Below are 25,632 nucleotides of genomic sequence, written 5' to 3'. Positions count from 1 at the left end.
CTCCAGTCTCAACTGTTCCCGTTGATCCAATATAGCGGGAGGCAACGCCTGCCGCGATAAGGACAGGCGCCGCCTCTTCCCGAGGAGATATCCGCCGCCCCACGGGAGAAAGGGCGGCGGACCGGGTATTCTGACCTATGCGCGGGCCAGGATGGCGCGGGCCTGGTTGAGGAAGTCCGATGCCACTTCGGGGATGGGACGTTCGCCAAGCAGAACGTTGACAGCCAAACGCTCGAAAGTCTGCTCGACCTCGTTCGAACCGCTGGGCGGTGGTGGCGGCAGCACGGCCGTCTTGCCCTGGATCTTGTCGAAGAACTCGACCGAGCGGGCCTCGACATCGGTCAGGTCGGGCTGCAGGGCCGCGCGCACATCGCTCTGGCTCGGAATGCCGCGTTCCAGACCCAGCACCTTGGTCATGTCGAGATCGTTGACGAAGGCGCTCATATAGGTGGTGGCGGCTTCGGGGTTGGCGCTGTCGCGCGTCAGGCAGACGAACTGGCTGGGCTGCACGATCGAGCCCGGCACCATGTCCGGCGTATTGGGATACATCGCCGCGCCCAAGGTGTCCTGCATCAGGCTCTGCACGCCCACCAACTGGTTGGACCAGAGATAGGTCATGGCCGTCTTGCCGGTGACCACGCCCATCTGGCTCAGCTCCGACACACCGGCGAGACCGGCGCTTTCCGGGCCCGGCGGGGTGCCGCCGGCACTGCGGATCTTTTCCCAGGTTGCCCAGTATTCCTCGACGATTTCCTGAGTCGGGCCATAGGAGCCGTCCTCGTTGAACAGCATGGCGCCCTTCTGCACCACGAAGTCGGAGAAATTCTGATAGTCCGCCGTGTTGTCGTCGGTACCAGCAACGCCCGTGGCCTCCTTGACGGCGGCGGCGAATTCGGCCAGCTCGTCATAGGTATAGCCATAGGGGTCGAAGTCCTCGCCCGGGACGATCCCGGCTTCCTCGAACAGCCGCGAGTTGTACATCGCCATATGGCTGTTGGCGCCGATGGAGAGCGCATAGAACTTGCCGTCCACGGTGCCGGCATCGATGGCACTCTGGTCCATCTTGGAGATATCGAGGGTCTTGCCCACATAATCGTCCAGCGGCACGACGGCGCCATTGGCGATATATTCGAACAGCACGCCATAACCCTGCTGGATCACGTCGGGCATGTTGCCGCCCGCGATCTGGGTGGTCAGCTTGGTGAAATAGTCGCCAAAACCAAGGGTTTCACCAGTGACGTTGATGTCGGGGTGCTTGCCATTGAAGATGTCGATCACTTCGAAGGTGCGGCGGTCGCGCTCCGGATTGCCCCACCAGAAGTGGCGGATCTCCGCCGTCTGCGCGAAGGCCGGGCGCCCCATGGCTGCCAGTGCCAGCACAGAGCCCGATGCCCCCAGAAAAGTTCTTCTCGATAGTTTGCTCATTGTATTTCCTCCCTTGAGCCTTCCAGTTTCAGCCAGCGCCGAGTCCTCAACCGGCCCTCGCCATTTGCATTGCTGACTTACGTACCTCCGGGTGCGGGTCAACAAACTTCGTGCCCTTCTGGCCCCACCTAAGCGTTGGCGGCCACAGGCAATTTGTGTGGCATGACGATCCGGCGCTGCTCGGGCGTCAGCCGCGCCAGCAACTCCTGGCTGGGCACCATGTCATGCCGGAAATAGCCCCAGCTCGGGCCGTAGCGATAAACTGTCATGCGGCGCTGACCCGGATTGGTGCGCCGGGCCGAGCCATGCATGATGGCGTCGACGAACATCAGCGCATCGCCAGCCTTGAGATGCACTTCCACCGCTCCGGCAATGCCATCCACCGAGGTCTGCTCATCGCGCTTGTCGAGGGCGACGGTCTGGGGATGGCGGAGATTGGATTTGTGGCTGCCTGGAATGACCATGGTCGCACCATCGCCAGGACCGATATCGTTCAGCGCAATCAACACATTGACCTGGCCGCAGTGAAACCGTCCGGCGTGAAAGCGATACTGGGTACGAATGGTGCCAACATGACCGCCCGAATGCAGGCGTAGCGCCTGCCCCGGCCCACGCACCGAAGCAAAGCATTCATCGATAAAGGCAGGGCCGTGGTGACCGTCGAAATTTTCCGGATCGTCGGCACCGATGAAGTGGACAGCCTTGGCAAACCAGGACGGATGATCGATCAATCGCTCCCAGGCAGGACCGGCCTCATAGACCTGCTGCAGGATCAGGCCCTCCTGGCGGTGAGGCCGATTGAAGAGCCGCACATGGCCGTCCCAGCCATCGCCGACAAAATCCTGATGCTGATCAAGCGTGGCGTTACAAGCCGCTAGCTCTTCGGCCGACAGCGCGGCGGGAATGACCAGATATCCGTTGAGATCGAACAGATAGCGTTCGAGTTCGGTGCATGCAGCACCAGGTGCCAACCCTGCGTCCATCCCTTGCTCCCGCCATGCCCCATCTTGGGGTCAATTCTGCGCGGTGCTGCTGGGAGGGTTCGTCCCGCCAACCGCGACCGCACGGTTGAAATCATTAGCGGGCAACTCAGAAGGTCGATACGAGCAGCTGTCCGTGGGTTAACATCGGTCAGACAGCAGACGTACCGCGTAGCTCACGCTTTACCACATACCCTGGCTGGACCCGCAGGCCCATGACGTGTCTCCGGCCGTTCCTGAGAGGTTATCCCCGCTCAGATTGCGGTCAAAATCACAATATCTTCCATACAAGTCAACCAATTTCGTCCGAGGATGAACCGAAAACGTTTACTGGCGGGAAGGCTTGTGACTTCGCCAAGCGCCGGCATGGACGATCTGGCCCGTATCGCCTGACTCTAGTCTTTGGGATTGACCAGTACCCGGCCCTTCACCTCGCCGCTCAGGATCTGCGCCGCCTTTTCTGGAAGCGCGTCGAGCCCCACCTCCTCGACATTGCCGGCATAGGCGGGAAAATCGAACAGGCCGGCCAGCCGCGCCCAGGCGTCGGTGCGCGCATCAAAAGGCTGCATGACGCTATCGATGCCCAGCAGGTTCACGCCGCGCAGCAAAAAGGGCAGCACATTGGTGTCGAGCTTGATTCCCGCCGCATTGCCCAGGCTTGCCACCGCGCCGCCATAGGCGATCTGGCGCAGGAGCTTGCCCAGCACCGCACCACCGACGCAGTCAATGGCCGCAGCGAACCGTGCCGTTTCCAGCGGCTTGTCGGGCTGCGCCATGAATTCATTGCGGTCGATGATATTGGCTGCGCCGAGATCGCGCAGCATATCGGCATGTTGCGGGCGTCCGGACAGTGCTGTCACCGAATAGCCCAGGCGCCGCAGCAGAGCCACGGCAATCGAGCCGACGCCACCAGCGGCGCCGGTGACCAGCACCTCGCCACTCGATGGAGTGAGGCCTGCCCATTCAAGCCGGTTGATGGCCAGCATCGCGGTCAATCCAGCCGTTCCCATGATCATGGCATCGCGCGCGGTCAGACTGGCCGGCAGCGGTACCAGCCAATCAGCTTTGACCCGCGCCCGTTCGGCATAGCCACCCCAATGGGCTTCTCCGACCCGCCAGCCAGTCAGCACCACCTGGTCACCGACGCGATAGCGGAAGTCGTCGCTTTCGCGCACGGTGCCGGCAAAGTCGATGCCAGCGACATGAGGATAGGTACGCACCAGACCGCCCTGCCCTGTCAGGCACAGCCCGTCCTTGTAGTTCAGCCCGGCCCATTCGATATCCACCGTGACATCGCCCTCGGGCAGGCGCGCGTCCTCGAGAGTCTGTACCGCTGACGAGACGGTCCCATCTTCAGCTTTCTCTGTCAGCAGGGCACGGAAACTCATGGGCCTTCTCCTCTACTTCTGCTCTTGGGCATGTGGCCAGAATGACGACTTATCCACGCCCCGGCAATCTCGTCTATCCTGTGCCCATCCCTGTCACACACGCGGCCCCGACGCAGGGCCGGGCGGGGAGGCCGGGAAGAGGGGCGCCTCTTTACGCGGGTAGAAGCTCGGCAGCCGGACCTGCAATAACGGTACCGCCTGAATCCGGACCCGTGGAAAATCCGTGTTTCCGTGACGAACGGCCAATGGCTCTTGCACTTGAACGTTCACCTTTCTGGGCCGCTGGCCGTTCGTTACCGTGTATCCGCAAGCCGAGAGGCCGGGCGGCGCCTTTGCTCGCCCCTACCCCGCCGCTTCCGTTGCCGCAATCGCCGTCATGTCGACAATGCCACGGCTGGTTACCGTCGGCGCCAGAATATGAGCAGGCTGGGCCGTGCCCATCAGGATGGGACCGATATGCAGCCCATTATTCATCTCCTTGAGCAGCGTCATGGAGAGGTTTGCCGCCTCAAGATTCGGGAAAATCAGGAGGTTGGCTTCGCCCTTGAGCACCGAGTCCGGAATATAGCGATCGCGCAGGCTCTCATTGATCGCCAGATCGCCCTGCATTTCACCCTCGACCATCAGCTCCGGCGCTTCCGCCTTGAGCCGGTCATAGACCGCCCGCATCTTCTCGCTGGTTTCGCCATCACGCGAGCCGAAGTTGGAATAGCTCAGCAGCGCCGCCTTGGCCTCGATGTTGAAGCGCTTGAGGTGGTCGCGGGCCTGCAGGGCAATCGACACCAGTTCGTCCTCGGTGGGGTCGATATTGGCGTAGGTATCGGCCAGGAAGAATACACCGCGATTGAGGATCAGCATGGACAGGGCCGAAAGTTGTTGCGCTCCCGGTGCCACGCCGATCACCGAATGGATGTCGCGGGCATGTTTGATGAACCGCCCCTGTAATCCGCAGATCAGCGCATCGGCCTCGCCGCGCCGAACAGCCAGCGCGCCAATGACTGTGGTGTTGGTGCGCACGATAGTCTTGGCGGTATCGGGGGTGACGCCCTTGCGCCCAACCAGGGCATGGAAGTCAGCGACATAGTCGCGATAGCGCGGATCGTCTTCGGGGTTGATGACCTCAAAATCCGTGCCGGGCCGTATCGTTAGCCCGAAACGCTCCAATCGCGATTCGATCACCGAGGGGCGGCCGATCAGGATTGGCTTGCCGATACCGTCTTCGAGGATGACCTGGGCGGCGCGCAGCACGCGTTCGTCCTCGCCATCGGCAAAGGCGATCCGCTTGCCCGAGGCCTGGGCCCGCTCGATCATCGGCTTCATCACCATGCCGGAGCGGAAGACGAAGCGGCGCAACTGATCGCGATAGGCGTCAAAATCGGCAATCGGCCTTGCCGCGACGCCAGACTCCATCGCCGCTTTCGCCACCGCCGGCGCGATGCGCAGGATCAGCCGCTGGTCGAAGGGATTGGGGATCAGATAGTCCGCGCCGAAAATGGCCGGCACACCATGGCTGGTGGATTCAAGACCCGGCTCATGGGCGAGTTTGGCGATGGCATGGGCTGCCGCAGCCTTCATCTCTTCGTTGATGATGGTGGCGCCACAATCCAGCGCCCCACGGAACAGGAACGGGAAGCAGAGGACGTTGTTGACCTGGTTGGGATAGTCCGAGCGCCCCGTGCAGACCAGCGCATCGGGCCGCGCTTCCTTTGCCAGTTCCGGCATGATCTCGGGGATGGGATTGGAGAGCGCCAGGATCAGCGGATTTGGCGCCATGCCCTTCATCATTTCGGGCTTGAGAGCCCCAGCCTTGGAGAGCCCGACAAAGATATCCGCCCCCGCCATAACGGCGCTAAGCTCGGTCTCGTCGGTGTCCTGGGCAAAGGCACCACGCCAGCGGTCAACGGAGTTGTCCCGCTTCTTGGTCACGAGGCCCTTGGAGTCGGCAATCCAGATGTTTTCCCTCTTTGCCCCGACGGCAATCAGCATGTTCATGCAGGCAATGGCAGCTGCCCCTGCCCCGGAGGTAACGATTTTTGCCTTGGCGATGTCCTTCTTGACCAGCCGCATGGCGTTAATGACGGCAGCGGCAACGATAATCGCTGTGCCGTGCTGGTCGTCATGGAACACCGGGATATTCATCCGCTCGCGCAGGGCTTCCTCGATCTCGAAGCATTCGGGGGCTTTGATGTCTTCGAGATTGATGCCACCAAAGCTGGGCTCCAATGGCGCAACAATCTCGATGAAGCGTTTGGGGTCCTGTTCATTGACCTCGATATCGATCGAGTCGATACCGGCGAACTTCTTGAACAGGACCGCCTTGCCTTCCATCACCGGCTTGGACGCAAGCGCACCGATATTGCCAAGTCCAAGCACGGCCGTGCCGTTGGAGATCACGGCAACCAGATTGCCCTTGGAGGTGTATTTGTAAGCATCGGCTGGATTGGCCGCAATTTCCTCGCAGGGGATGGCTACCCCGGGCGAATAGGCCAGCGAGAGGTCTCGTGTGTTCGCAAGCGGCTTGGTGGCCACGATTTCCAGTTTCCCTGGCTTGGGAAACTCATGAAAATACAGCGCGGCTTCGCGCAGGTTGGTGGCCTTGTCGTCGGACATCAATCTCTCCCATCTGCGGCGCGGCATGGTCGCGCACCGGGCCGCGTCCCCACGCGGCGAAACTTTTCAAGAACAGGTCTGCTGTCCCAAGGGAAGTTATGCGTTAGTCGTAGGCAAAGGCACCTGATTTTCAGGATCACATCTGGTTTTGGCGCCCATCGGGTTGATTGGTTCAGATTTCCTGATACACAATCGGGTTTTATCCATTGGGCAGCACCGTATTCGCATGAGCCGTAATTTTCTTGTCATTGACCCAGAAGAAGGCATCGACGTGCTGAAGGGCCTCGCCTCGCCTATTCGCGTCAAGATGCTGAAATTACTGCATCTCGAAGGCGCGATGAATGGCAATGAAATTGCCGAAAAGCTCGGGCTGCCGCAGTCGACCGTGTCGACAAACCTGCAAATCCTTGAGGGCGCGGGACTGATCCGCACGGAGACGCAGAAGGCGCGCAAGGGCAATCAGAAGATCTGCCATTCGACATTCGACGAAGTGCTGGTGATGTTCAAGGATGACATCGAGCCACTCCGTGCCAACACGATCGAAGTGTCCATGCCGCTGGGGCTCTACACCAGTTGCGAGGTCTCTGCGCCATGCGGGCTATGCTCCAGTGAAGGCATTATCGGGCTGCTCGACGTGCCCGATACTTTCCTCGACCCCGACCGCATGAAGGCGGGGCTGATCTGGTTTACGCGCGGCTATCTCGAATATCAGTTCCCCAACAATGCCAAGCTGGCTCAGAACACCATTGAATCGATGGAGTTCATGCTGGAATTGAGCTCGGAAGTCCCCGGCACCTCGGCGGACTGGCCAAGCGACATCACCTTGTCGGTGAACGGCACCGAGATCGGCACCTGGCTCTCAACCGGCGATTTCGGAGACAAGCGCGGCGTCTATACGCCAGATTGGTGGAAGCTCAAGGGCAGCCAGTATGGCAAGCTCAAGAGCTGGCGCGTCACCATGGACGGCACCTATGTGGACGGAATGAAGATTTCGCCGGTCTCATTGCACGACCTCGACCTGGGGAACCATCATTCGATCCGTCTGCGCATCGCGGTCAAGCCCGACGCCAAACATCCCGGTGGGATCAATATTTTTGGTCGCGGATTTGGCAATTACGATCAGGACATCACGTTGCGCCTGCAAACGGCGCCCTGATTTATCCTCGCATTCCCGGTTGCTGTTACGATCCATGCCGCGGCGCCATCCAGCCGGGGCCCGAACATGCACGCCTCAAAAATCATATTTTTGAACTTGCGCGCCCGCTACGCCATCGCTACAAACGTCTTTACTGATACAAATCAGAAAAACGGAATTAGTGGGAGGAGCCGGTGAAGGCGTCCGTCATTGCCAACAAGGACTACACGATCGCCAAAATCGATGATCGTGTCTATGGGGCTTTTCTCGAGCATCTGGGCCGCGCGGTCTATGAGGGCATCTATGAACCAGATCACCCGAGCGCCGACAAGAACGGCATGCGCGGCGATGTGATCGACCTGGTCAAGAAGCTCAACGTGCCCGTCGTGCGATACCCCGGCGGCAACTTCGTTTCCGCCTATAACTGGGAAGATGGCATCGGCCCGCGTGAGGAGCGCCCGGTCCGGCTCGATCTGGCCTGGCACACGTCGGAAAGCAATGCCGTGGGCGTGCACGAATTCGCCGATTGGTGCGACAGTGTCGGCACCGAAATGATGCTGGCCGTCAATTTGGGTTCACGGGGCGTCGACGATGCCCGCAACTTCCTGGAATATGTCAATCATCCAGGTGGCTCCTACTGGTCCGATCTGCGCATCAAGAACGGGCGCAAGGAGCCGTGGAACGTCAAGATGTGGTGCCTGGGCAACGAGATGGACGGCCCCTGGCAGGTCGGCCACAAGGATGCTGACGAGTATGGCAAGCTGGCTGCCAACACGGCGCGCGCCATGCGTATGTTCGACAAATCCCTGGAGCTGATCGTCTGCGGCTCGTCCAATTCGGACATGCCCAGCTATCCCGATTGGGAACGCATCGTGCTCGAGCACACTTATGATCATGTCGATCATATCAGCCTGCACATGTACTTCGCCAATCGCGACGACAACACGCCCAATTACCTTGGGCTTGCCGAGAAGCTGGACACTTATATCGAGACCGTTGCCGCCACCATCAAGCAGGTGAAGGCCAAGAAGAAGTCCAAGAAGGACGTCTACATCTCCTTCGACGAGTGGAACGTCTGGTACCATTCGAACCAGAAGGATCGCCAGATCCTGGAGGGCAATAACGGCTGGCCGCATGCGCCGGGGCTGCTCGAGGACATCTATAATTTCGAAGACGTGCTGATGGTGGGGTTGATCCTCAACACCTTCATCCGCCGCTCCGACGTGGTGAAGATCGCCTGTATCGCCCAGCTTGTGAACGTGATCGCGCCGATCATGACCGAAAAGGGCGGGCCTGCCTGGGCGCAGACCATCTACTACCCCTACTATTTTGCTTCGGTCTACGGCCGCGGCACGGCACTCCAACTGGTGGCAAACTCGCCAGGCTACGAGACGCCGCATGACAAGAATACGGCGTTTGTCGATGTTTCCGGCGTACACAACGAGGAAGACGGCACGCTGAGCTTCTTCCTCGTCAATCGCCACACCAGCGAGAGCATTGAAACGGAAGTGAGCTTGCAAGGCTTCGCCAATGCCTCGATCATCGATCATCAGGTCATGACCCACCCTGATCTCAAGGCCGTGAACACGGCCGGAAATCAGGAAGAGGTTGCACCGAAGAAGGGGACCGGCGCCAAGGTGAACGGCGATACGCTTTCTGTCGTCCTGCCGCCCTATTCCTATCAGATGGTGCGGGTTAAAATCTGAGGTCCAAAGCAGTCCTGGACCCTCAAGATGAACAGGTCACGCACAGGCATTTTCATGAGGCCCGCCCCAAAAGGCGGGCCTCACTGCATTTTGTATCATAGTATTGGATTTACATCATAAAAGACATTGACAGCCCCAACCCCCTAGTTAAGTATGACTTATCGCGAGGTTGAGGAGCCTCGTGGAAGGAAGCGCAACAAGGCGCTTCGCAATGGGAGGACATCGATGGATAGACGCAGTTTTCTGATCGGCACCACCGCTATCGGCGCACTCATGGTTGCAGGCAATGGCCTGGCCATGGCGCAGGAAGCGGAAGGGTCGGTACCGGATCTGGCGCAGTTCCCGCGCAATGAGACGGTCATCGTTCACAACCCCGAAGGGGTTATCCGCAATCCAGGCTGGTTCAATCTCTGGGCCAATGGCGGCGGCGGTCTTTCGACCGGCCTGCAGCAGCTCACCGCCGACACTTTCTGGTACATCGATCCCGATGCCGGCATCGAAGGCGCCAGCGAAAACGCTATCTACTACTCATTGGCCGAGGGTCCATGGGAATATAATGATGACTTCTCCGAGATGACCGTGCGCCTGCGCAAGGGCATCATGTGGAGTGACGGCGTGGAGTTCACCGCCGACGATGTGGTCTTTACCGTTGAAAAGCAGGCTGCGACGCCCGGTACAGGCTGGTACGGTGCCTTCTCCACCCAGATCGAGAGCGTGACGGCAGAGGATCCGTACACGGTCCATTTCAAGCTCAAGGCCCCCAACTCGCGCTTCCACACGACCTTCTCGGTGCGCTGGAACGCCGCCTGGATCATGCCCAAGCATGTGTTCGAAGGTGTCGAGGACATCGTGGCGTTCGAGAACAACCCGCCGGTCAGCCTTGGCCCCTACACGCTGCATTCGTACGACCCGAATGGCACCTGGTACATCTGGGAAAAGCGCGCCGACTGGGACAAGACCACCATGGCGCTGGTGGGCGAACCAAAGCCCAAATACATCATCTACCGGAACAATATTTCGACCGACAATCGCTTGATCGAAATGCGCAATGGCAATCTGGACATGATCCACGATCTGTCGCCCGAAGGAACATTCTCCATCGTGCAGCAGGATCCGGACGTGCAGGGCTGGTTCCCGGGCTTCCCCTATGCGCACCCCGATCCGACCCTGCCCATGGCCGTGTTCAACCTGCAGAACCCCAAATTCCAGGACAAGCGGGTGCGGTGGGCACTCACCCTCATGCTGGATGCGCGCGCCATGTCTATGGCGTCCTATCGCGGCGCGGCGACACTTTCGGCGATCTCCATTCCGCCGACCGGCACGCATCCGCGCGACTACCATGCGCCGCTGCAGGATTACCTTATCAACTTCGAGCTCGATACCGGTTCGCGCGTCATCAAGCCTTACGACCCCGATGTTGGCCTGCAGATCGCCGAAATGGTGCGTCCGCAGTTTGGCGACCAGGTACCAACCGATCCCGAAGCGATCCGGAATTCCTTCGGCTATGGCTGGTGGAAGACCGACGTGCAGGCGGCCGAGGAACTCCTCACTGCCGCAGGTTTCACCAAGAGCGGCAATCAGTGGATGATGCCTGACGGCTCACCCTTCACGATCAGTGTGCTCGTGCCGCAAGAAGGCGTCATCAATCGCCTCGGCGTGATGATCGCCCAGAGCTGGGCCCAGAACGGCGTCCAGGCAACGGCGGAAGTGGCCACGGACATCTGGGATCGCACCGGTGCGGGCGACTTCGAGGTGGAAATCGGCTGGGCCGTGGAAACCTATGGTGGCCATCCGGACCTGGCATTCTTCCTGGACAGCTACCACTCGTCCTTCGTGGTCGAACCCGGGGAAACCCAGCCTGGCCGCAACTGGATGCGCTGGACCGATCCGCGCCTTGACGAGATCATCAACAAGGTTCGTGGCATCGACTTCAACGACCCCAAGGCGATTGAATACGGACACGACTTCGTCAAGCTCCACCTTGAGGAGATGCCGAACATTCCGATCATGTCCTACAATGTGTTCTCCATGCAGTCGAACCGGTTCTGGACCGGCTGGCCGGATGCCGAAAACAACTATGCCAACCCGGTCACCAACTGGTCGAACTCGAAGTATATCTTCACGCAGATCAGCCCGGTTGAAGGCGCTTCATAGCGCTCCTCCCTGGGCGGCCCGGAAAGCCGGGCCGTTCGGCGGGGCGCGCCTCCGGGTGCGCCCCGTCTTGTCTCCGGCTCCGATCACCCACGGGACGTCATTCCTGCGAAAGCAGTGAGCTTCGTACTGGACCCGGCAAGACAATCGGCGGTTCGCAGAGGCGAACCTGAATGCGTGGGTCGAATTTTTAGGGCAGGCGAGGAGTCCGAATGCACGGTTATCTCTGGTTTGTGGGGAAGCGCGCGCTGCAATTGCTGGCAGTGATCTTCTTCGGTGTTTCGGCAACGTTCCTGGTGACGCATCTGTCACCGATCAACCCGGTGGAGTCGGCTCTGGGCCGGATGACCGCAAGGTCGGTTTCCAACCCGGAAGCCATTGTGGCGATGCGTGCCGCCCTGACCGAGCTCTATGGCGTCGATGAACCCATCTGGAGCCAATACATCAATTTCTGGACCCGGTTGGTGCAAGGCGACTTCGGCCCATCGCTGCTGGCCTTCCCGACGCCGGCGATGACGCTGGTGATGCGCGCCCTGCCCTGGACCGTCACCCTGCTGACCCTGGCGACACTGATTACCTTTGCCGTTGGCAACATCATGGGTGGCCTTGCCGGCTACAACCAGAACAACCGCTTCCTGAAGGCCTTCGGGCTGGTGGCAATCGGCATCCAGCCGATCCCCTATTATGTCGTCGCCTTCATCATGCTGATCGTGTTCGGGTTTATCTGGCCGATCCTGCCCATTTCCGGCGGCTTCGCAATGAATGTGACGCCGGGCTGGAACTGGCCGTACATCTCCTCGGTCATTCAGCATGCCACCCTGCCCGCACTTTCACTGGTGCTGGTCGGATTTGGTGGCTGGTTCCTTGGCATGCGCGCGCTGGTCTCCAACGTCGTCACCGAGGACTATGTGACTTATGCGGAGCTTGCCGGTGTGAAGCGCACGACGATTGTTGGCGCCTATGTGATGCGCAATGCGCTGCTGCCGCAGCTCACCGCACTGGCAATGGCGCTTGGAACCGTGTTCTCCGGAACAGTGATCACCGAGCAGGTCTTCAACTACCCCGGGCTGGGCTCCCTGCTGATCGACGCGGTCAATGCCGGGGACTATTCGCTGGTGCTGGCCGTAGCGACTGTGTCGGTGACGGCGGTCGCGGTGTCGATCTTCATCGTGGACCTGCTCTATCCCATTCTCGATCCACGCGTACGGGCGGAGTAAGACTATGTTTGCCGTATTCCGCGATCTCATCCGCTACAATATCGAGTTCACTATCGGACTGGTCCTGGTGGGCGTTGTGGTGCTGTTTGCCTGCCTGAGCTTCTTCTCGCCGGTCGATCCGTCGCTGATCTATACGACCATTCCGGACCAGCCGCCTTCTGCGCAGTTCTGGTTCGGCACCAATTCGCGTGGCCAGGATATGTTCTGGCAGCTCTCGGCAGCCTTCCGGAACAGTCTGACCTTTGGCCTCACCGTTGCGGTTCTTTCCCGCATCATCTCCATCGCCGTGGGCCTGACGGCAGGCTATCTGGGCGGATGGGTCGATCGGGCGCTGATGTTCGTCAATGACATCTTCGTGGCCATCCCGATCTTCCCGGTGCTGGTGCTGTTCTACTTCGTGCTGCGCAACAATATGGACAGCTTCACGCTCGCGCTGATCATGGCCTGCTTCGGCTGGCCGTTCGACGCCCGCCTGATCCGCTCGGTGGCGCTGGGCCTCAAGCATCGCGAATTTACCCGCCATGCCGTCTTTGCAGGGATGAGCACGCGCAAAATCCTGCTCGAAGAGCATCTGCCCTACGTGATGCCCATCGTGTTCTCCACTTTCATGAACAACATGCTGTGGTCGATCGGGCTGGAAGTGACGCTGGCAGTGCTCGGCTTCACCAATATCAACAACCCGACCATCGGCACGGCGCTGTACTGGGCCAATTCACACTCGGCCATGGTGGTGGGCGTGTGGTGGTGGATCGCCATACCGGTGATCCTGATGGTGATGACCTTTATCGGCCTGTTCCTGCTGGCCATCAGCATGAACGAATATATCGACCCGCGCAGCCGTCTGCGCCGCATGGGAGCCTGAGCCATGACGCAGGAAAACGACATCATCCTTCAGGTCGAAGGGCTCAAGGCCTATTACCAGATGAACTATTTCGGTGTGAACCGGGAGGTTCGGGCGGTCGACGACATCACCATGACCATGCGCAAGAACGAGGTCTATGGCATTGCCGGGGAGAGCTCCTCGGGCAAGACCAGCTTCATCAAGGTGCTGGCCGCCGCCATCCGCCCGCCGCTGCGGGTGGTCGAGGGCACGGTGAAGTACAATTTCAAGAATGGCCCGATCGATGTGACCACGGCCAGTCCCGAGCAAATCGAGACCGTGCGCTGGAAGCATCTGAGTTACATCATGCAGGGCTCGATGAGCGTGCTCAATCCGGTGCGCCGCATTGGCCGGACCTTCCAGGATTTCGCCCAGCGCCCGCTGGGGCTGACTGGCAAGGCCTTCGAGGATCGCGTCGTCAAGCATCTGGCGCGGCTCAATTTGCCGGCCGATGTGCTGAAGGCCTATCCGCATGAATTGTCTGGCGGCATGCGGCAGCGTGTGACCATTGGGCTGGCGACCGTGTGCCACCCCGAATTCATCATTGCCGACGAACCGACTACGGCGCTCGACGTAGTGGTGCAGAAGGAAGTGCTAAGCCTGATCCGCGACATCCAGAAGGAAATGGGTGCTTCGGTGGTATTCGTGACGCACGACATGAGCGTGCATGCCAATGTCGCGGACCGCGTGGGCATCATCTATGCCGGACGGCTGGTGGAGGAAGGGCCGACGCGCCAGATGTTCTTCACCCCCAAGCATCCCTATACAGCGCACCTGGTAGCCAGCCTGCCGCGCATCGGGGACACCCAGCAGCGCCCTGCTCTGGAGGGCCGCCCGCCCAATCTGGCCGATCCGCCGCAGGGCTGCCGGTTCCATCCGCGCTGCCCGCTGGCTGTCGACAAATGCCGCAAGGAGGTGCCGCCAATGATCGAGGTTGCTCCAGGACAGCGCAGCGCCTGCTGGCGCTGGGAGGACGTCAAACCGCTGGTCAATATTGCGGCCCCTGCAGGAGCGATGGCATGACAACACTTCTCGATGTGCAAAACGTGTCCAAGCGCTTCACCATGGGCGGCATTTTCGGTCGCAAGACCATTGATGCGGTGATGGATGCCAGCTTTTCGCTGAGTTCGGAAAATCCGGAGATCTTCACGATTATCGGGGAGTCAGGGTCGGGCAAGACGACGCTGGCGCGCATGATCCTGGGCCTGGAAGATCCCACTGAAGGGGACATCCTGTTCCGCGGCGAGCAGGTGGACCGGCATGCCGGACGCGCCGAGCGCCTGAAATTTATGAGCCATGTGCAGCCGGTCTTTCAGAATCCGTTCGAAGCGTTCAACCCGCTAAAACAGATCGAACGATATCTCGAAAGCACGGCGCGACGGTTTTTGGACACGAGCGACAAGGCCGCCATCGACAAAGCGATGGACGACTCCCTGCAAAAAGTGGGCTTAAGCCTCAAGGAAGTACGCGGGCGGTTTCCCCACGAGATGAGTGGTGGACAGTTGCAGCGCTGCGCAATTGCCCGGGCGCTGATTCCCAACCCGCCGCTGCTAATCGCCGACGAACCGGTGTCCATGGTCGACGCCTCGCTGCGCATGAGCATCGTCAATCTGCTCAAGAGCCTGCGGGATGATCTCAAGGTGTCGGTGATCTACATCACCCACGATCTGGCGACGGCATATTACATCTCGAACCGCATCATCATCATGCAACGGGGACGGATCGTCGAAATGGGCGATGCGCGCACGGTCCTGGAGAACCCCGAGCACGCCTATTCACGGCTGCTCAAGGCGTCGGTGCTCTCGACGGACGACGCCGGCGCAGGCAAACTCGGCACCGATCCGACCATGCTGGACCAAGCCAATAACAGCGTCGGGCGGGCCGGCGAGCTGGTGGCGCGGCCAGACGGGCGGCATGTGCGGGTTTATGCATGAGCGCCCCCATCTTCCGCGACCCGGTTGAGGATGGCGCAGCCGATCCGGTGGTTGTCAGGCGCGAAGGCACGGATGAATGGTGGATGTTCTACACCAATCGCCGGGCCAGCGCCGGCGAACCCGGCTTCGGCTGGATCCATGGTTCACCCATCGGCATTGCGGTCTCGCAAGATGGCGGGGCGAGCTGGGCCTATCGGGGGACGGTGAAGGGGCTGGATGCACCGGGCGATGATGGCCTCAATACGCATTGGGCGCCCGAAGTGGTGTTCGCGGAGGGGCAGTATCACATGTTCCTCAGCTATATCACCGGGGTGCCGACGCATTGGAAGGTACCGCGCACGATTACCCATTTCACCAGTCCGGACCTGGAGACATGGTCACGGGTCGGGCCGCTGAAACTATCCAGCAGCAATTGCATCGACGCCTGCGTCTTCCCCAGCCCCGATGGCCAGTGGCGGATGTGGTACAAGGATGAAGGTCAGGGATCGAGCACCTGGAGCGCGACCAGCCCTGACATGATGAATTGGGCCCTGGAAGGGCTGGTTCTGCCTGGGTCACCGGATGCGCCGCCGCATGAAGGACCCAATGTCTTCGCGCTGGGCGGCCATTACTGGCTGATCGTCGACGAATGGCGCGGACAGGCGGTGTATCGGTCCAACGATACGTTGAGGTGGACGCGACAGGGGCTCATCGCTGACGCGCCAGGCGCGGACCCGATGGACCAGCGTTATGCCCGCCATGCCGATGTGGTGGTCAATGGCGACCATGCCGCAATGTATTATTTCACCCACCCCGAATGGGATGAACGCAGCCAGACTGACGGCCCGCCCGACGTTGCGGCGCGGCGTACGGCGATCCACCAGGCCCGGTTGACCGTGGTGGATGGGGTACTGCTGTGCGAGCGGAATGTTCCCAAGGACCTGGGACTTCTGGGCTGACCCAGCGCTACCCGGCGTGCCAGGAGGCAAGCGGTTCCCCTGCCACGACCCGGTCGCGGCCGCCCGCATTGGCCAAATACAGGCGGGAATCGGCAAGCTGCATCAGCTCGCCCGTGAGGCGCATGCCATCGCCGGCGGCAACGCCAATGCTGACTGTTACCTTCATGTCCGGGGCGATCTTGTCCCGGTCGGCATTGCCGATCGCGACCCGCACGCCTTCGCAGAAGGCGGCCGCCGTGGCCAGCGGAGCCTCGGGGAAGATGAGGACAAATTCCTCGCCCCCAGGCGCGCGACATGGCCATGGGTGGCGATCTGGTCGACCATGATCCGGGCGACGCGCTGGAGCACGGCGTCACCGGCGATATGGGTGTGGCGATCATTGACCAGTTTAAAGTTGTCCAGATCGACAATTGCCACCGACAAAGGATTGCCGACCAGCCGGTCAAGGATCTGATCGAAGCTGCGGCGGTTGGCGATGCCGGTGAGCGGATCGGACAAGGCCAGGTCTGCCAATTCGGCAGTACGGGCGCGCAACCGGTCGGCCTCGGTCCGGATTTCCTCAACGCGTGCGCGGCGGCGGACCGCTTCGCCAGACTGGCGAACGAATAGATTGTGATAGAGGCGGTGCATGCTCAGGGCAGCAGCGGTGTCGCCCATGGCTTCCAATATGCGGCTCAACGCTTGGGCAGCATTGACCTGATGGTCGATCTGTCCAGTCGCCTCCGCCAGCGCCAAGACGTCCTGGCATGCTGTCTCTGCCTGGCGATATTGACCCATCGCGCAGCGGACCAGCCAAGAGTATAGAGATGGTGGGCACGCAGACTGGGGCTGGCCTCGCCCGGCAGCTTGGTCCAGCGATCGAGCAAGGCGATTGCCACATCATTGCGGCATACAGCGGACAGAAATTCAGGGCCATTGCACAGGGCAACGCGCAAGGTCCAGAGATCGCCCGCCCCCTCGGTCAGGCCTGCGGCCGCCGTGCTTTGCGCAATGGCCAAGGCCCTTTGTTCGGCCAGACGCTCGTCCTCGTCCAACTTGGCCGCCGATTCAGCCATCTTGGAATGCGCGAAGCCCAGATTGAGGGTGTAAAAGGCGGCAGCAGCAGTATTGTCGCCCACCCCGGCCAGATCCACCGCCTGTTCGAGCAGGGACAGCGCCAGCTCGGATTCCTGGCACACCGAGCGCAGATAGTTTGCGCAATACTCCGGGAAACGATGCTTTTGTTGAGTGGCGATCGAGCACCATTCAGCGTGCAGCGCGGGGGTTCAGCTCATCTCAATCCTGGTCGGGTTTCCAGACCGGGTCGGGCTCCCGCCGCAGCGGGCCCATCTGGGTAATGTCGTCGCCGCGACGCATAAAGATGTTCATGCGGAACGAATTGCCGATACGCTCGGAGCGCTCCACAAAAAGCGCGGCAATGTCGGGCGGGCAGATTTCCTCGACAGTCTGGCGGAACAGGCGCAGCCAGCGCATGAAATGAAGATCAGCGAGATCAGGGATGGCCATGTGCTTGGGCATGGGTCGACCATTGTAGCGTCCCGAGCCGAGCAGCATCGAACTCCAGAAATCGGTGATCTTGTCGAGATGCCCCGGCCATTCCGCATCGGCAATGACGCGATTGAAGATTGGACCGATAACATCGTCGCGGCGAGCGCGGTCATAGAACTCAACGACGACTTTGCGGATCATCGCCTCGTCGAGCCCCTCGGGCGTCTCCCAGCCGATGCGATGCAACTGCGTGCCCACCGGTGGCCGATCATCGGGCGGCATTGTCGATGCTCCTGATCGAATAGGTGCAGCGGCGCCCACCTGAAACAATGTGCTCCTGACGCTCGACCTCCACTTCCGGACCCAGCACGGATCGGAACACTTCGAGTTCGGCGCGACAAAAGCCCTGACAGGCCGTCGCGGCAGCGCAGATCGGGCAATGGTTCTCAACCAGTAGCATCGACCCGTCGGGCTGCTCGGTCCAGGCAGCCATGTAGCCTTCCTGGCTGCGCAGGTCGGCCAGCGCGGCGACCCTGGACTTAAGGTCTGTCGCCGATCCGACCGCCACTTCATAGGCGCTGCGTGTATCGGTCTCGCGGGCGGCAATGATGGTGTCGAGCACGTCCTGGCCGAGATGGTCCCGCACGATATCGAGCAATTGCACCGTCAACGCCGCATGCGTATCGGGAAATCGCGCCTGGGCAGCGGACGCAAGGCTCCACAACTGGGTCGGACGACCGACACCGCTGGCTGCGCTATGCGCTTCCACCAGGCCATCGTCGGCGAGGCGCTGCAATTGCTGGCGGGCCGCCTCGCTGGTGGTTCCCATGGATTTCCCCAAGGCCGCCGCCGAGAGCGCGCCGTGCATCTTGAGGGCCATGAGGACACGCTCGGCCGGGCTGCGCGGCGACCAGACGGCATTTTCCAAGCTCGAACTTGACATATCATCGGAAAGGGTTTTCAAAGCCATTGCTTGGAAATTAACCCGGCGTGCTCAAAGTTGCAAGCCGAATGCGAAAGGACCCCGAACATGACCTTCACGCTGCCCTCCCTGACCTATTCAGCCGATGCCCTTGCTGGCAATGGCATGAGCCAGGAAACCCTGGAGCTGCACCACGACAAGCACCATCAGGCCTATGTCACTGCGCTCAACGGCTTTGTCGAAAAGATGCCGGAACTGGCCGGTAAGTCGCTCGAAGAGATTGTCGCTTTCACCAAGGACAAGGCAGACTTCGCGCCAGTGTTCAACAATGCCGGCCAGCACTGGAACCACATCCATTTCTGGCAGGCACTAAGCCCTGAGGGCGGCAAACTGCCAGGCAAGCTGGAAGCCAAGATCATCGAGGATTTCGGGTCGATCGATGCGTTCAAGGATAGCTTCAAGACCGCTGCGACCACTCAGTTCGGATCGGGCTGGGCCTGGCTGGTACTTGGGACCGACGGCAAGCTCAAGACCACCAAGACCCCCAATGGTTCAAATCCGCTGGCTACCGGCGAGGGCAAAGTGTTGCTGGGCCTCGACGTCTGGGAACACTCCTACTATGTCGATTTCCGCAATCGCCGCCCGGACTATGTAAGCAACTTCCTCGACAAGCTCGCCAACTACGAGTTTGCCGAAGCCAACATGGGCTGAGGTCCCGCTGTGAGCCGCGACACTGGCGTGTGCGGCTCAAGCCCACTTATCCTCCCTCTGAGCGGGGGAGGTACAACCCGGTATTTTGCACCGGCCACATTGCACTGGTAGCCTGTTTCCACCATGACTATCCCCATGCCCGAGTTCGAATTGCCTGACACCATGGCCCTGAGGCCGCTGCGCCGGCCAGCCATCAATGACGCCGAGTTCCGCTCGGCCATGTCGGGCCTGGCTTCGAGTGTTCACGTCGTGACGGCACGTCGGGGAGACGAACGTGTGGGACGGACGGCTACCTCGGTGCTGTCCTTGTCGGCACAGCCGCCTGCGATACTGGTGTCTATCGACATTGTGAGCCGATTGGCCGATCTGATCGCCAAGACCGGCTGCTTCTCCCTGGCCATGCTGGCGACCGGTCAAGAGGCCATTGCCGATGCCTTTGCCGGGCGCGTGGAACCAGCGGACAGGTTCGGCATCGGACAATGGGGACGCTGGCCCTCGGGGCAACCCTATTTGCAAGGGGCTGTGACAGCACTGGATTGTGAAGTGATCGGGGCGATGGAAACCGGCACGCATGTGCTGTTTGCGGGGGCAATCATCGAAGCGGAAACCAGTACCGGAGCATGCCCCCTGCTCTGGCATCGGCACGGCTATCGCGCCTTGCGCGGGGTCGACTGACAGGCTCGGCAGTGCCACACTATGGCTGCGCGTCAGGGCAACCTCTACCGCTACGCGACGTTTACCCCCGGAAAACGGGAACTTATCGTGCCGAAATATTACTTTCACTACCGTACTGATGAAGCGCTGATCCGCGACGAGTCTGGCAGCGAGCACCCCGATCTGGATGCTGCAGAGCAGACTGCTGCAGAGATGGGCCGGGCCATTATTGAAAAAGTGGCAGGTGAAGGGGGCGAAATGGACGCGCCCCGCTCGATCGAAATTACCGACGCCGCCGGTCAAGACCTGCTCTATGTCGTGTTTTGGGCTGGTCCGAAGGTCGGTGATGGCCCTGCTACGCCAATCGAACCGGCGACGGTCCACTAGGCGCCGAAACAACCACCGATATTGCCACAAACAATTATGGCGGCCGATCGGCCGCCATTGCTATTTTCTCAGGTGGTCAACCGCGACTACCCGAACATGGCTCCGGCGTGAACGGTCACCAAGAAGCCGAACAGCAAGGCCGCGGCCAGACCGACATAGGAAACATAATGGGACAGTTTGGGCATGGAGGATCCTGCTTTCGAAACTGCACTAAGTCTATCAGATCGGTAGAGTTTAACAAGTGGTAAACGCATCGTTCCGATGAGATGTAGGGAAACGAATTGCCCAATTATGACGTTCCAATGAAATGCTGTGCTGAACTGCGCTCGCGAAGGAGACACTTCGAACACCAACCTTGGCGGTGCAGACACTGTCATCAGAGGTGCATAAGGTAGGGCTGCGAGTCACGGGGGAAGCTTGGGATGACGACAACGGTCAAGGCGGGATTGCTGGAGCTGGCAAAAGCAAAGTCGGCGGGCAATGACAGCCTGCAGCGTCTCCTCGTTGCGGCGATTTCTGCTGCCGACGCGGACGATCTGGAGCGCCAGGACGGCGATGCGCTGATTGCCGCGCTGACCACCAGCCATGAGCGGCTGATCGCGACTCCACAAGGCGCCACCCGAGTTGCAACCACCGCCCCTGCCGGTCCGGGCGAAGCTCTGATGCTCGACATTGTCTGCCCGGACATGCCGTTCATCGTGGACAGTGCCCTGGCCGCTTTGCGGGCCATGGGCGGCACGATCCGGATGTTTGCCCATCCTGTGCTGCACGTTGCCAATGGCGCCGTCGTGCCCCAGGGGGGCGAGAGCGTCAGCATGCTGCATATTCAAAGCGATCCAGTCGCCGACGCCGATGCGCTGGTCGAAGAAATGCAGGCAACGCTGCTAGAGGTGGCGCGCGCCGTCGCCGACTGGCAACCGATGCTGGAGCGCGTGCGGCGCGCATCCGAAGGCCTGGGGCAGCTCAAGGCCGTGCATCGCGATGAGCCTGAAAGGTTCATCGAATGGCTGATCGAGCACAATTTCACCTTTCTCGGATGCCGGGAATACCGCCTGGACGATGATGCCTTGCAGCCGGTGGCCGGCACCGGGCTGGGCATATTGCGCGACGAAGACCTGAAGGTCCTGCGCAGCGGTCCGCACTATGTGGAAAGCACGCCGCAACTGGTGGATTTCGTCGAAGGCCCCGAGCCCCTGCTCGTCACCAAGGCCAATGTCCGTGCCCGCGTGCACAGGCGCACCCATTTGGATTATGTGGGGATCAAACTATACGACGCGACAGGGGTGGCGAGTGGCGAACTGCGCGTAGTGGGCCACTATACCGCCCAAGCGCTGGCAACCCCGCACACTGACGTGCCGATCATCCGGCGCAAGATTGCCGATGTGATGCGCCAGTCTGGTGTCGATCCGCTGGGACATGCCGGCCGCACTCTGCTGGGGGCGCTGGACAGCTATCCACGGGATGAGCTGTTCCAGATAGATACCCAGCAACTCGCTGAATTCGCCGGCGCCATCGCCGGGCTTTATGACCGCCCCCGCGTGCGGGTGTTGCCGAGGATCGACCGGTTCGACAATTTCGTCTCCATTCTCGTCTATGTGCCGCGCGACCGCTATGACGGCGCGGTTCGCGCCCGGATCACCCAATATCTCGCCGATCTCTATGATGGGCGCGTTTCGGCCTACTACCCGCACTTCCCGGAGGGGGACCTGGTGCGGCTGCATGTGATCATCGGGCGCAATGGCGGCGCAACGCCCCAGCCCGACCGGCGTGCGCTGGAGACAGGCGTTGAGGCCCTGACGCATGATTTTTCCGACATGCTGATGGCGGCGGCCACAGAACAGGCGGCGGTCAGCGACTGGAAACAGGCCTTTTCCGGCGCCTATCAGAGTCGCAATGATGCCCAGGACGCATTGCGCGACATCGCCGTGTTCGAAGGCCTGGGCGATGACGGTGTGGCCATTCGCCTGGTCAGGCGTACCGGCACGGACGGGGCGCTGGGCCTCAAATTCTACCATGAAGGCACCGCCATTCCGCTGTCGGATCGGGTGCCGATGCTGGAGCATTTCGGCTTCCGGGTGATCGACGAGCGCACCTACACCATCGTGCCGCGCGATGGGGTCGAGCGCTATCTGCACGACATGGTGCTCGAATTGAACGAGGACGGCGGCATTGACGTCCTGGCGCGCGCCGGTGCGGTTGAAGCGGGGCTGCTGGCCGTATGGATGGGTCAGGCCGAGAGCGACCAGCTCAACGCGCTGGTGACCCTGGCGGATCTGGAGTGGAGCGACGCTGCCCTGCTACGCGCCTTGTCGCGCTATTTGCGTCAGGTAGGCACCTCCCATTCACAGCGATACATCGCCAGGGCCATGGTGACGCAGCGGTCGGCCGCGCAGGCGCTGGTGGCCTTGTTCGATGCACTGCACGATCCTGAGCTGATCGACCGCGAGCATGCCGCCGAGGACGCGTGCGCGGCCATTGTGGCAGCGCTCGACCAGATTACTTCGCTTGACGAAGACACGATAGTTCGGCGCTTCTGGAACCTGATCGAGGCATCAGTGCGCACCAATGCCTGGCAACGTGACGAAAACGGCGACAGGCGGGCCGCACTCGCCATCAAGTTCGACAGCCACAAGGTAGAGGGCATGGTCGAGCCCCGGCCTTATCGGGAAATCTCGGTCTATTCGCCGCGCGTGGAAGGGGTGCATCTCAGATTTGGCGCCATTGCCCGCGGCGGGCTGCGCTGGTCGGACCGGCCCGAGGATTTCCGCACCGAAGTGCTGGGCCTAGTCAAGGCGCAACAGGTCAAGAACGCAGTGATTGTGCCGGTTGGGGCGAAGGGTGGGTTCGTGCCCAAGCACCTGACGGCAGGCATGGCGCGCGAGGCCTGGCTGGAGGAAGGCCGGGACAGCTATAAGGTCTTCATCGGTGCGCTGCTGGACGTGACCGATAATCTGGTTGATGGCGTTGTGGTACCGCCGGCCGATGTGGTCCGGCGCGACGGCGACGATCCCTATCTGGTGGTCGCGGCCGACAAGGGCACGGCAAGCTTTTCAGACATTGCCAATGGCATTGCCACGGCGCGCGGTTTCTGGCTGGGCGACGCCTTCGCCTCGGGCGGCTCGGCGGGCTATGACCACAAGAAGATGGGCATTACCGCGCGTGGCGGCTGGGAGGCAGTGAAGCGCCACTTCCGCGAGATGGATTGCGATATTCAGAAAGAGCCGTTCACCGTTGTCGGCGTCGGCGACATGAGCGGCGATGTGTTCGGCAATGGCATGTTGCTCAGCCGCGAGATCCGGCTGGTCGCAGCGTTCGACCACCGGGACATTTTCATCGATCCGGATCCGGATGCTGCGGCCAGCTTTGCCGAGCGCGAGCGATTGTTCCGGCTGCCGCGGTCGAGCTGGCAGGATTACGACAAGGGGCTGATATCCGAGGGCGGCGGGGTGTTTTCGCGGTCGCTGAAATCCATCCCGCTCAGCCCCCAAATGCAGGCAATTCTCGGGCTGGAAAAGGATGCGGCGCCGCCCGCCGAGATCATCCGGGCGATTCTGATGGCCCAGGTGGACCTGCTCTGGTTCGGGGGTATCGGCACCTATATCAAGGCGAGTGACGAGGACGACGCCAAGGTGGGCGACCGTGCCAATGATGCGATCCGCGTCACGGCGGATCAGGTACGCGCCAAGGTGGTTGGCGAAGGCGCCAATCTGGGCGTGACCCAGCGCGGACGCATTGCCTATGCGCTGAGCGGCGGACGCATCAACACGGACGCCATCGACAATTCGGCCGGGGTGAATTCCTCGGACCTTGAAGTCAATATCAAGATCGCCTTGGCCTCTGTGGTGGCTTCGGGCACTCTACCGATGGCCGAGCGCAACGCTTTCCTGGCGTCGATGACCGAGGAAGTGGCAGCTCTTTGCCTGCGCAACAACTACTTGCAGACGCTGGCCATATCGCTGGCCGAGCGCGCGGGACTGGCCGAGTTGCCCGACCATCGCGTGTTGATCGAGGGGCTTGAGCAGCGTGGCCTGCTGAACCGGGCCGTCGAGTTCCTGCCCAATGATGCCACGCTGGATGCCAGGGCCGCCGAAGGTCGGGGCCTGGTTCGGCCCGAGCTTGCCGTGATCCTGGCCTACGCCAAGTTGACGCTGTTCGATGACCTGCTGGCGGGCACCGCCATCGATGAGCCTTATCTGGCCGAGGAGCTGCTCCGCTACTTCCCGGAAACCCTGCACAAGGGCTACCCCGAGCAGGTCCAGGCGCACCGGCTGAAGCGAGAAGTGATCGCCACGGTGCTGGCCAATGCCATGATCAATCGCGGCGGGCCCGCATTCGTCTCCGAACTCACGGCAGCGACCAGTGCCAGCGCCGGCGAAGTGGCCCTGGCCTATGCAGCGGTGCGCGACGCGTATGGGCTGCGCAGTCTCAACGCACAGATCGATGCGCTGGACGGTACCCTGTCCGGCTCGGTGCAATTGGCGCTCTACGCGCAGGTGGAAGCGCTGCTGCGCCAGGAGGTATTGTGGTTCCTGCGTAATGCCTCGGTCACCAGGGGGCTGTCCGAACTCGTGGAGCGGCATCGAGACGGGGTGGCGCAGCTGGCTGCTGCCGAAGGCCTGTTGCCCGAGGATCAACGCCAGGCGCTTGACGTGCGGATCAGCGGGTTGACGAAGCATGGGGTTCCCGAGGCCTTGGCGCAACGCATTGGCGCCCTGCCATTCCTCAGCCATGCCAGTGACATTGTGCTTGTGGCAGAGCGCGGCAATGTGGATGTGCTCAGGGCAGCCAAGGCCTATTTTGGCGTGGCTGGATTGTTCGACCTGTTCCGCATTATCGAGGATGGCCGCGCCATTGTTCTGGGTGACCGGTTTGACCGCATGGCGCTGGACCGGGCATTGGCCAATCTGATGCGCGCACTGCGCGACCTGGCCGCCGATGTTCTGGTCGCAGGGAGTGTCGATGACTTCGTGGCGCAGCGGTCGGTCGGGCTGGCGCGGTCTGTGGCGGCGGTCAAGGAACTGACAGAGGGCGGCATTACTGTGTCGCGTCTGAGCGTTGCAGCTGGCCTGCTGACAGATCTGGCAAGGGAAGCGTAGCGGCGCGCCT

19 protein-coding genes and 1 pseudogene are annotated in these 25,632 nt (G+C 61.2%); 12 read left to right on the top strand and 8 right to left on the bottom strand.

Annotation, left to right across the window (positions count from 1 at the left end):
• Positions 1–135 precede the first annotated feature (135 nt).
• From GO014_RS01490 to GO014_RS01475, 4 genes are all read right to left on the bottom strand, one after another.
• Positions 136–1,425 (bottom strand): ABC transporter substrate-binding protein, encoded by a 1,290-nt coding sequence (locus tag GO014_RS01490; protein ID WP_157288842.1) that lies wholly within the window; start codon positions 1,423–1,425, stop codon positions 136–138.
• A 128-nt stretch (positions 1,426–1,553) separates the two neighbouring features.
• Entirely contained in the window at positions 1,554–2,408 is an 855-nt protein-coding gene (locus tag GO014_RS01485; RefSeq protein ID WP_157288841.1) for a phytanoyl-CoA dioxygenase family protein, read from the bottom strand.
• A 392-nt stretch (positions 2,409–2,800) separates the two neighbouring features.
• A complete protein-coding gene (locus tag GO014_RS01480; protein ID WP_157288840.1) occupies positions 2,801–3,793 on the bottom strand; it encodes an oxidoreductase in 993 nt (330 codons plus the stop codon).
• 342 nt (positions 3,794–4,135) lie between these two features.
• A complete protein-coding gene (locus GO014_RS01475) occupies positions 4,136–6,403 on the bottom strand; it encodes an NADP-dependent malic enzyme (protein WP_157288839.1) in 2,268 nt (755 codons plus the stop codon).
• A gap of 226 nt (positions 6,404–6,629) precedes the next feature.
• Between GO014_RS01475 and GO014_RS01470 the strand changes: the two genes are divergently transcribed.
• The 8 genes from GO014_RS01470 (at position 6,630) to GO014_RS01435 (ending at position 16,364) form a co-directional block, all read left to right on the top strand.
• Positions 6,630–7,559, top strand: coding sequence for an ArsR/SmtB family transcription factor (locus GO014_RS01470; RefSeq protein ID WP_157288838.1), 930 nt, complete (start codon positions 6,630–6,632; stop codon positions 7,557–7,559).
• 173 nt (positions 7,560–7,732) lie between these two features.
• Positions 7,733–9,244 carry an arabinosylfuranosidase ArfA gene (arfA, locus tag GO014_RS01465; protein WP_343030703.1) on the top strand — a complete coding sequence of 504 codons (1,512 nt, stop codon included), beginning with the start codon at positions 7,733–7,735 and terminating at the stop codon, positions 9,242–9,244.
• Positions 9,245–9,517: 273 nt separating this feature from the next.
• Positions 9,518–11,398 (top strand): ABC transporter substrate-binding protein, encoded by a 1,881-nt coding sequence (locus tag GO014_RS01460; protein WP_157289767.1) that lies wholly within the window; start codon positions 9,518–9,520, stop codon positions 11,396–11,398.
• A gap of 209 nt (positions 11,399–11,607) precedes the next feature.
• Positions 11,608–12,612: an ABC transporter permease gene (locus GO014_RS01455; RefSeq protein WP_157288837.1), complete on the top strand. Its 1,005-nt coding sequence runs from the start codon at positions 11,608–11,610 to the stop codon at positions 12,610–12,612.
• 4 nt (positions 12,613–12,616) lie between these two features.
• A complete protein-coding gene (locus GO014_RS01450) occupies positions 12,617–13,474 on the top strand; it encodes an ABC transporter permease (RefSeq protein ID WP_116589804.1) in 858 nt (285 codons plus the stop codon).
• A gap of 3 nt (positions 13,475–13,477) precedes the next feature.
• The gene (locus GO014_RS01445) at positions 13,478–14,515 is read left to right on the top strand and encodes an ABC transporter ATP-binding protein (protein ID WP_157288836.1); all 1,038 of its coding nucleotides are present in this window, start codon (positions 13,478–13,480) and stop codon (positions 14,513–14,515) included.
• Entirely contained in the window at positions 14,512–15,426 is a 915-nt protein-coding gene (locus tag GO014_RS01440) for an ABC transporter ATP-binding protein (protein WP_116589802.1), read from the top strand. The genes GO014_RS01445 and GO014_RS01440 overlap by 4 nt, the downstream gene beginning before the upstream one ends.
• A complete protein-coding gene (locus GO014_RS01435; protein ID WP_157288835.1) occupies positions 15,423–16,364 on the top strand; it encodes a family 43 glycosylhydrolase in 942 nt (313 codons plus the stop codon). Before GO014_RS01440 ends, GO014_RS01435 begins: the two co-directional genes overlap by 4 nt.
• 7 nt (positions 16,365–16,371) lie before the next feature.
• Here GO014_RS01435 and GO014_RS19045 read toward each other — a convergent pair.
• From GO014_RS19045 to GO014_RS01410, 4 genes and pseudogenes are all read right to left on the bottom strand, one after another.
• Positions 16,372–16,994, bottom strand: a pseudogene (locus tag GO014_RS19045) (GGDEF domain-containing protein).
• 44 nt (positions 16,995–17,038) lie between these two features.
• On the bottom strand, positions 17,039–17,542 hold the full coding sequence (locus GO014_RS01420) for a hypothetical protein (protein WP_157288832.1): 504 nt from the start codon (positions 17,540–17,542) through the stop codon (positions 17,039–17,041).
• Between the two features lie 97 nt (positions 17,543–17,639).
• Positions 17,640–18,134 (bottom strand): group III truncated hemoglobin, encoded by a 495-nt coding sequence (locus GO014_RS01415; RefSeq protein ID WP_157288831.1) that lies wholly within the window; start codon positions 18,132–18,134, stop codon positions 17,640–17,642.
• On the bottom strand, positions 18,121–18,732 hold the full coding sequence (locus GO014_RS01410) for a helix-turn-helix transcriptional regulator (protein ID WP_246204346.1): 612 nt from the start codon (positions 18,730–18,732) through the stop codon (positions 18,121–18,123). The genes GO014_RS01415 and GO014_RS01410 overlap by 14 nt, the downstream gene beginning before the upstream one ends.
• 150 nt (positions 18,733–18,882) lie before the next feature.
• On the opposite strand from GO014_RS01410, the gene GO014_RS01405 reads away from it, so the two are divergent.
• From GO014_RS01405 to GO014_RS01390, 4 genes are all read left to right on the top strand, one after another.
• Positions 18,883–19,485, top strand: a complete 603-nt coding sequence (locus GO014_RS01405; RefSeq protein ID WP_157288829.1) for a superoxide dismutase — start codon at positions 18,883–18,885, stop codon at positions 19,483–19,485.
• Positions 19,486–19,608: 123 nt separating this feature from the next.
• Positions 19,609–20,160 (top strand): flavin reductase family protein, encoded by a 552-nt coding sequence (locus tag GO014_RS01400; protein ID WP_246204345.1) that lies wholly within the window; start codon positions 19,609–19,611, stop codon positions 20,158–20,160.
• A gap of 21 nt (positions 20,161–20,181) precedes the next feature.
• Positions 20,182–20,526 (top strand): DUF6894 family protein, encoded by a 345-nt coding sequence (locus GO014_RS01395; RefSeq protein WP_116589796.1) that lies wholly within the window; start codon positions 20,182–20,184, stop codon positions 20,524–20,526.
• A 422-nt stretch (positions 20,527–20,948) separates the two neighbouring features.
• On the top strand, positions 20,949–25,622 hold the full coding sequence (locus tag GO014_RS01390; RefSeq protein ID WP_157288828.1) for an NAD-glutamate dehydrogenase: 4,674 nt from the start codon (positions 20,949–20,951) through the stop codon (positions 25,620–25,622).
• Positions 25,623–25,632 lie beyond the last annotated feature (10 nt).

It is taken from the genome of Devosia marina, from assembly GCF_009758415.1.
GTDB lineage: Bacteria > Pseudomonadota > Alphaproteobacteria > Rhizobiales > Devosiaceae > Devosia > Devosia marina.
The sequence above is the reverse complement of the archived record's forward strand: the minus strand, read 5'-3'. Positions and strand labels throughout refer to the sequence as shown.

What these genes read in the sequence shown, in the direction of transcription:
- GO014_RS01490 (WP_157288842.1), bottom strand. Translation starts at nt 1,425, where the DNA reads ATGAGCAAACTATCGAGAAGAACTTTTCTGGGGGCATCGGGCTCTGTG.
- GO014_RS01485 (WP_157288841.1), bottom strand. Translation starts at nt 2,408, where the DNA reads ATGGACGCAGGGTTGGCACCTGGTGCTGCATGCACCGAACTCGAACGC.
- GO014_RS01480 (WP_157288840.1), bottom strand. Translation starts at nt 3,793, where the DNA reads ATGAGTTTCCGTGCCCTGCTGACAGAGAAAGCTGAAGATGGGACCGTC.
- GO014_RS01475 (WP_157288839.1), bottom strand. Translation starts at nt 6,403, where the DNA reads ATGTCCGACGACAAGGCCACCAACCTGCGCGAAGCCGCGCTGTATTTT.
- GO014_RS01470 (WP_157288838.1), top strand. Translation starts at nt 6,630, where the DNA reads ATGAGCCGTAATTTTCTTGTCATTGACCCAGAAGAAGGCATCGACGTG.
- GO014_RS01460 (WP_157289767.1), top strand. Translation starts at nt 9,518, where the DNA reads ATGGTTGCAGGCAATGGCCTGGCCATGGCGCAGGAAGCGGAAGGGTCG.
- GO014_RS01455 (WP_157288837.1), top strand. Translation starts at nt 11,608, where the DNA reads ATGCACGGTTATCTCTGGTTTGTGGGGAAGCGCGCGCTGCAATTGCTG.
- GO014_RS01450 (WP_116589804.1), top strand. Translation starts at nt 12,617, where the DNA reads ATGTTTGCCGTATTCCGCGATCTCATCCGCTACAATATCGAGTTCACT.
- GO014_RS01445 (WP_157288836.1), top strand. Translation starts at nt 13,478, where the DNA reads ATGACGCAGGAAAACGACATCATCCTTCAGGTCGAAGGGCTCAAGGCC.
- GO014_RS01440 (WP_116589802.1), top strand. Translation starts at nt 14,512, where the DNA reads ATGACAACACTTCTCGATGTGCAAAACGTGTCCAAGCGCTTCACCATG.
- GO014_RS01435 (WP_157288835.1), top strand. Translation starts at nt 15,423, where the DNA reads ATGAGCGCCCCCATCTTCCGCGACCCGGTTGAGGATGGCGCAGCCGAT.
- GO014_RS01415 (WP_157288831.1), bottom strand. Translation starts at nt 18,134, where the DNA reads ATGCCGCCCGATGATCGGCCACCGGTGGGCACGCAGTTGCATCGCATC.
- GO014_RS01410 (WP_246204346.1), bottom strand. Translation starts at nt 18,732, where the DNA reads ATGGCCCTCAAGATGCACGGCGCGCTCTCGGCGGCGGCCTTGGGGAAA.
- GO014_RS01405 (WP_157288829.1), top strand. Translation starts at nt 18,883, where the DNA reads ATGACCTTCACGCTGCCCTCCCTGACCTATTCAGCCGATGCCCTTGCT.
- GO014_RS01400 (WP_246204345.1), top strand. Translation starts at nt 19,609, where the DNA reads ATGACTATCCCCATGCCCGAGTTCGAATTGCCTGACACCATGGCCCTG.
- GO014_RS01395 (WP_116589796.1), top strand. Translation starts at nt 20,182, where the DNA reads ATGGCTGCGCGTCAGGGCAACCTCTACCGCTACGCGACGTTTACCCCC.
- GO014_RS01390 (WP_157288828.1), top strand. Translation starts at nt 20,949, where the DNA reads ATGACGACAACGGTCAAGGCGGGATTGCTGGAGCTGGCAAAAGCAAAG.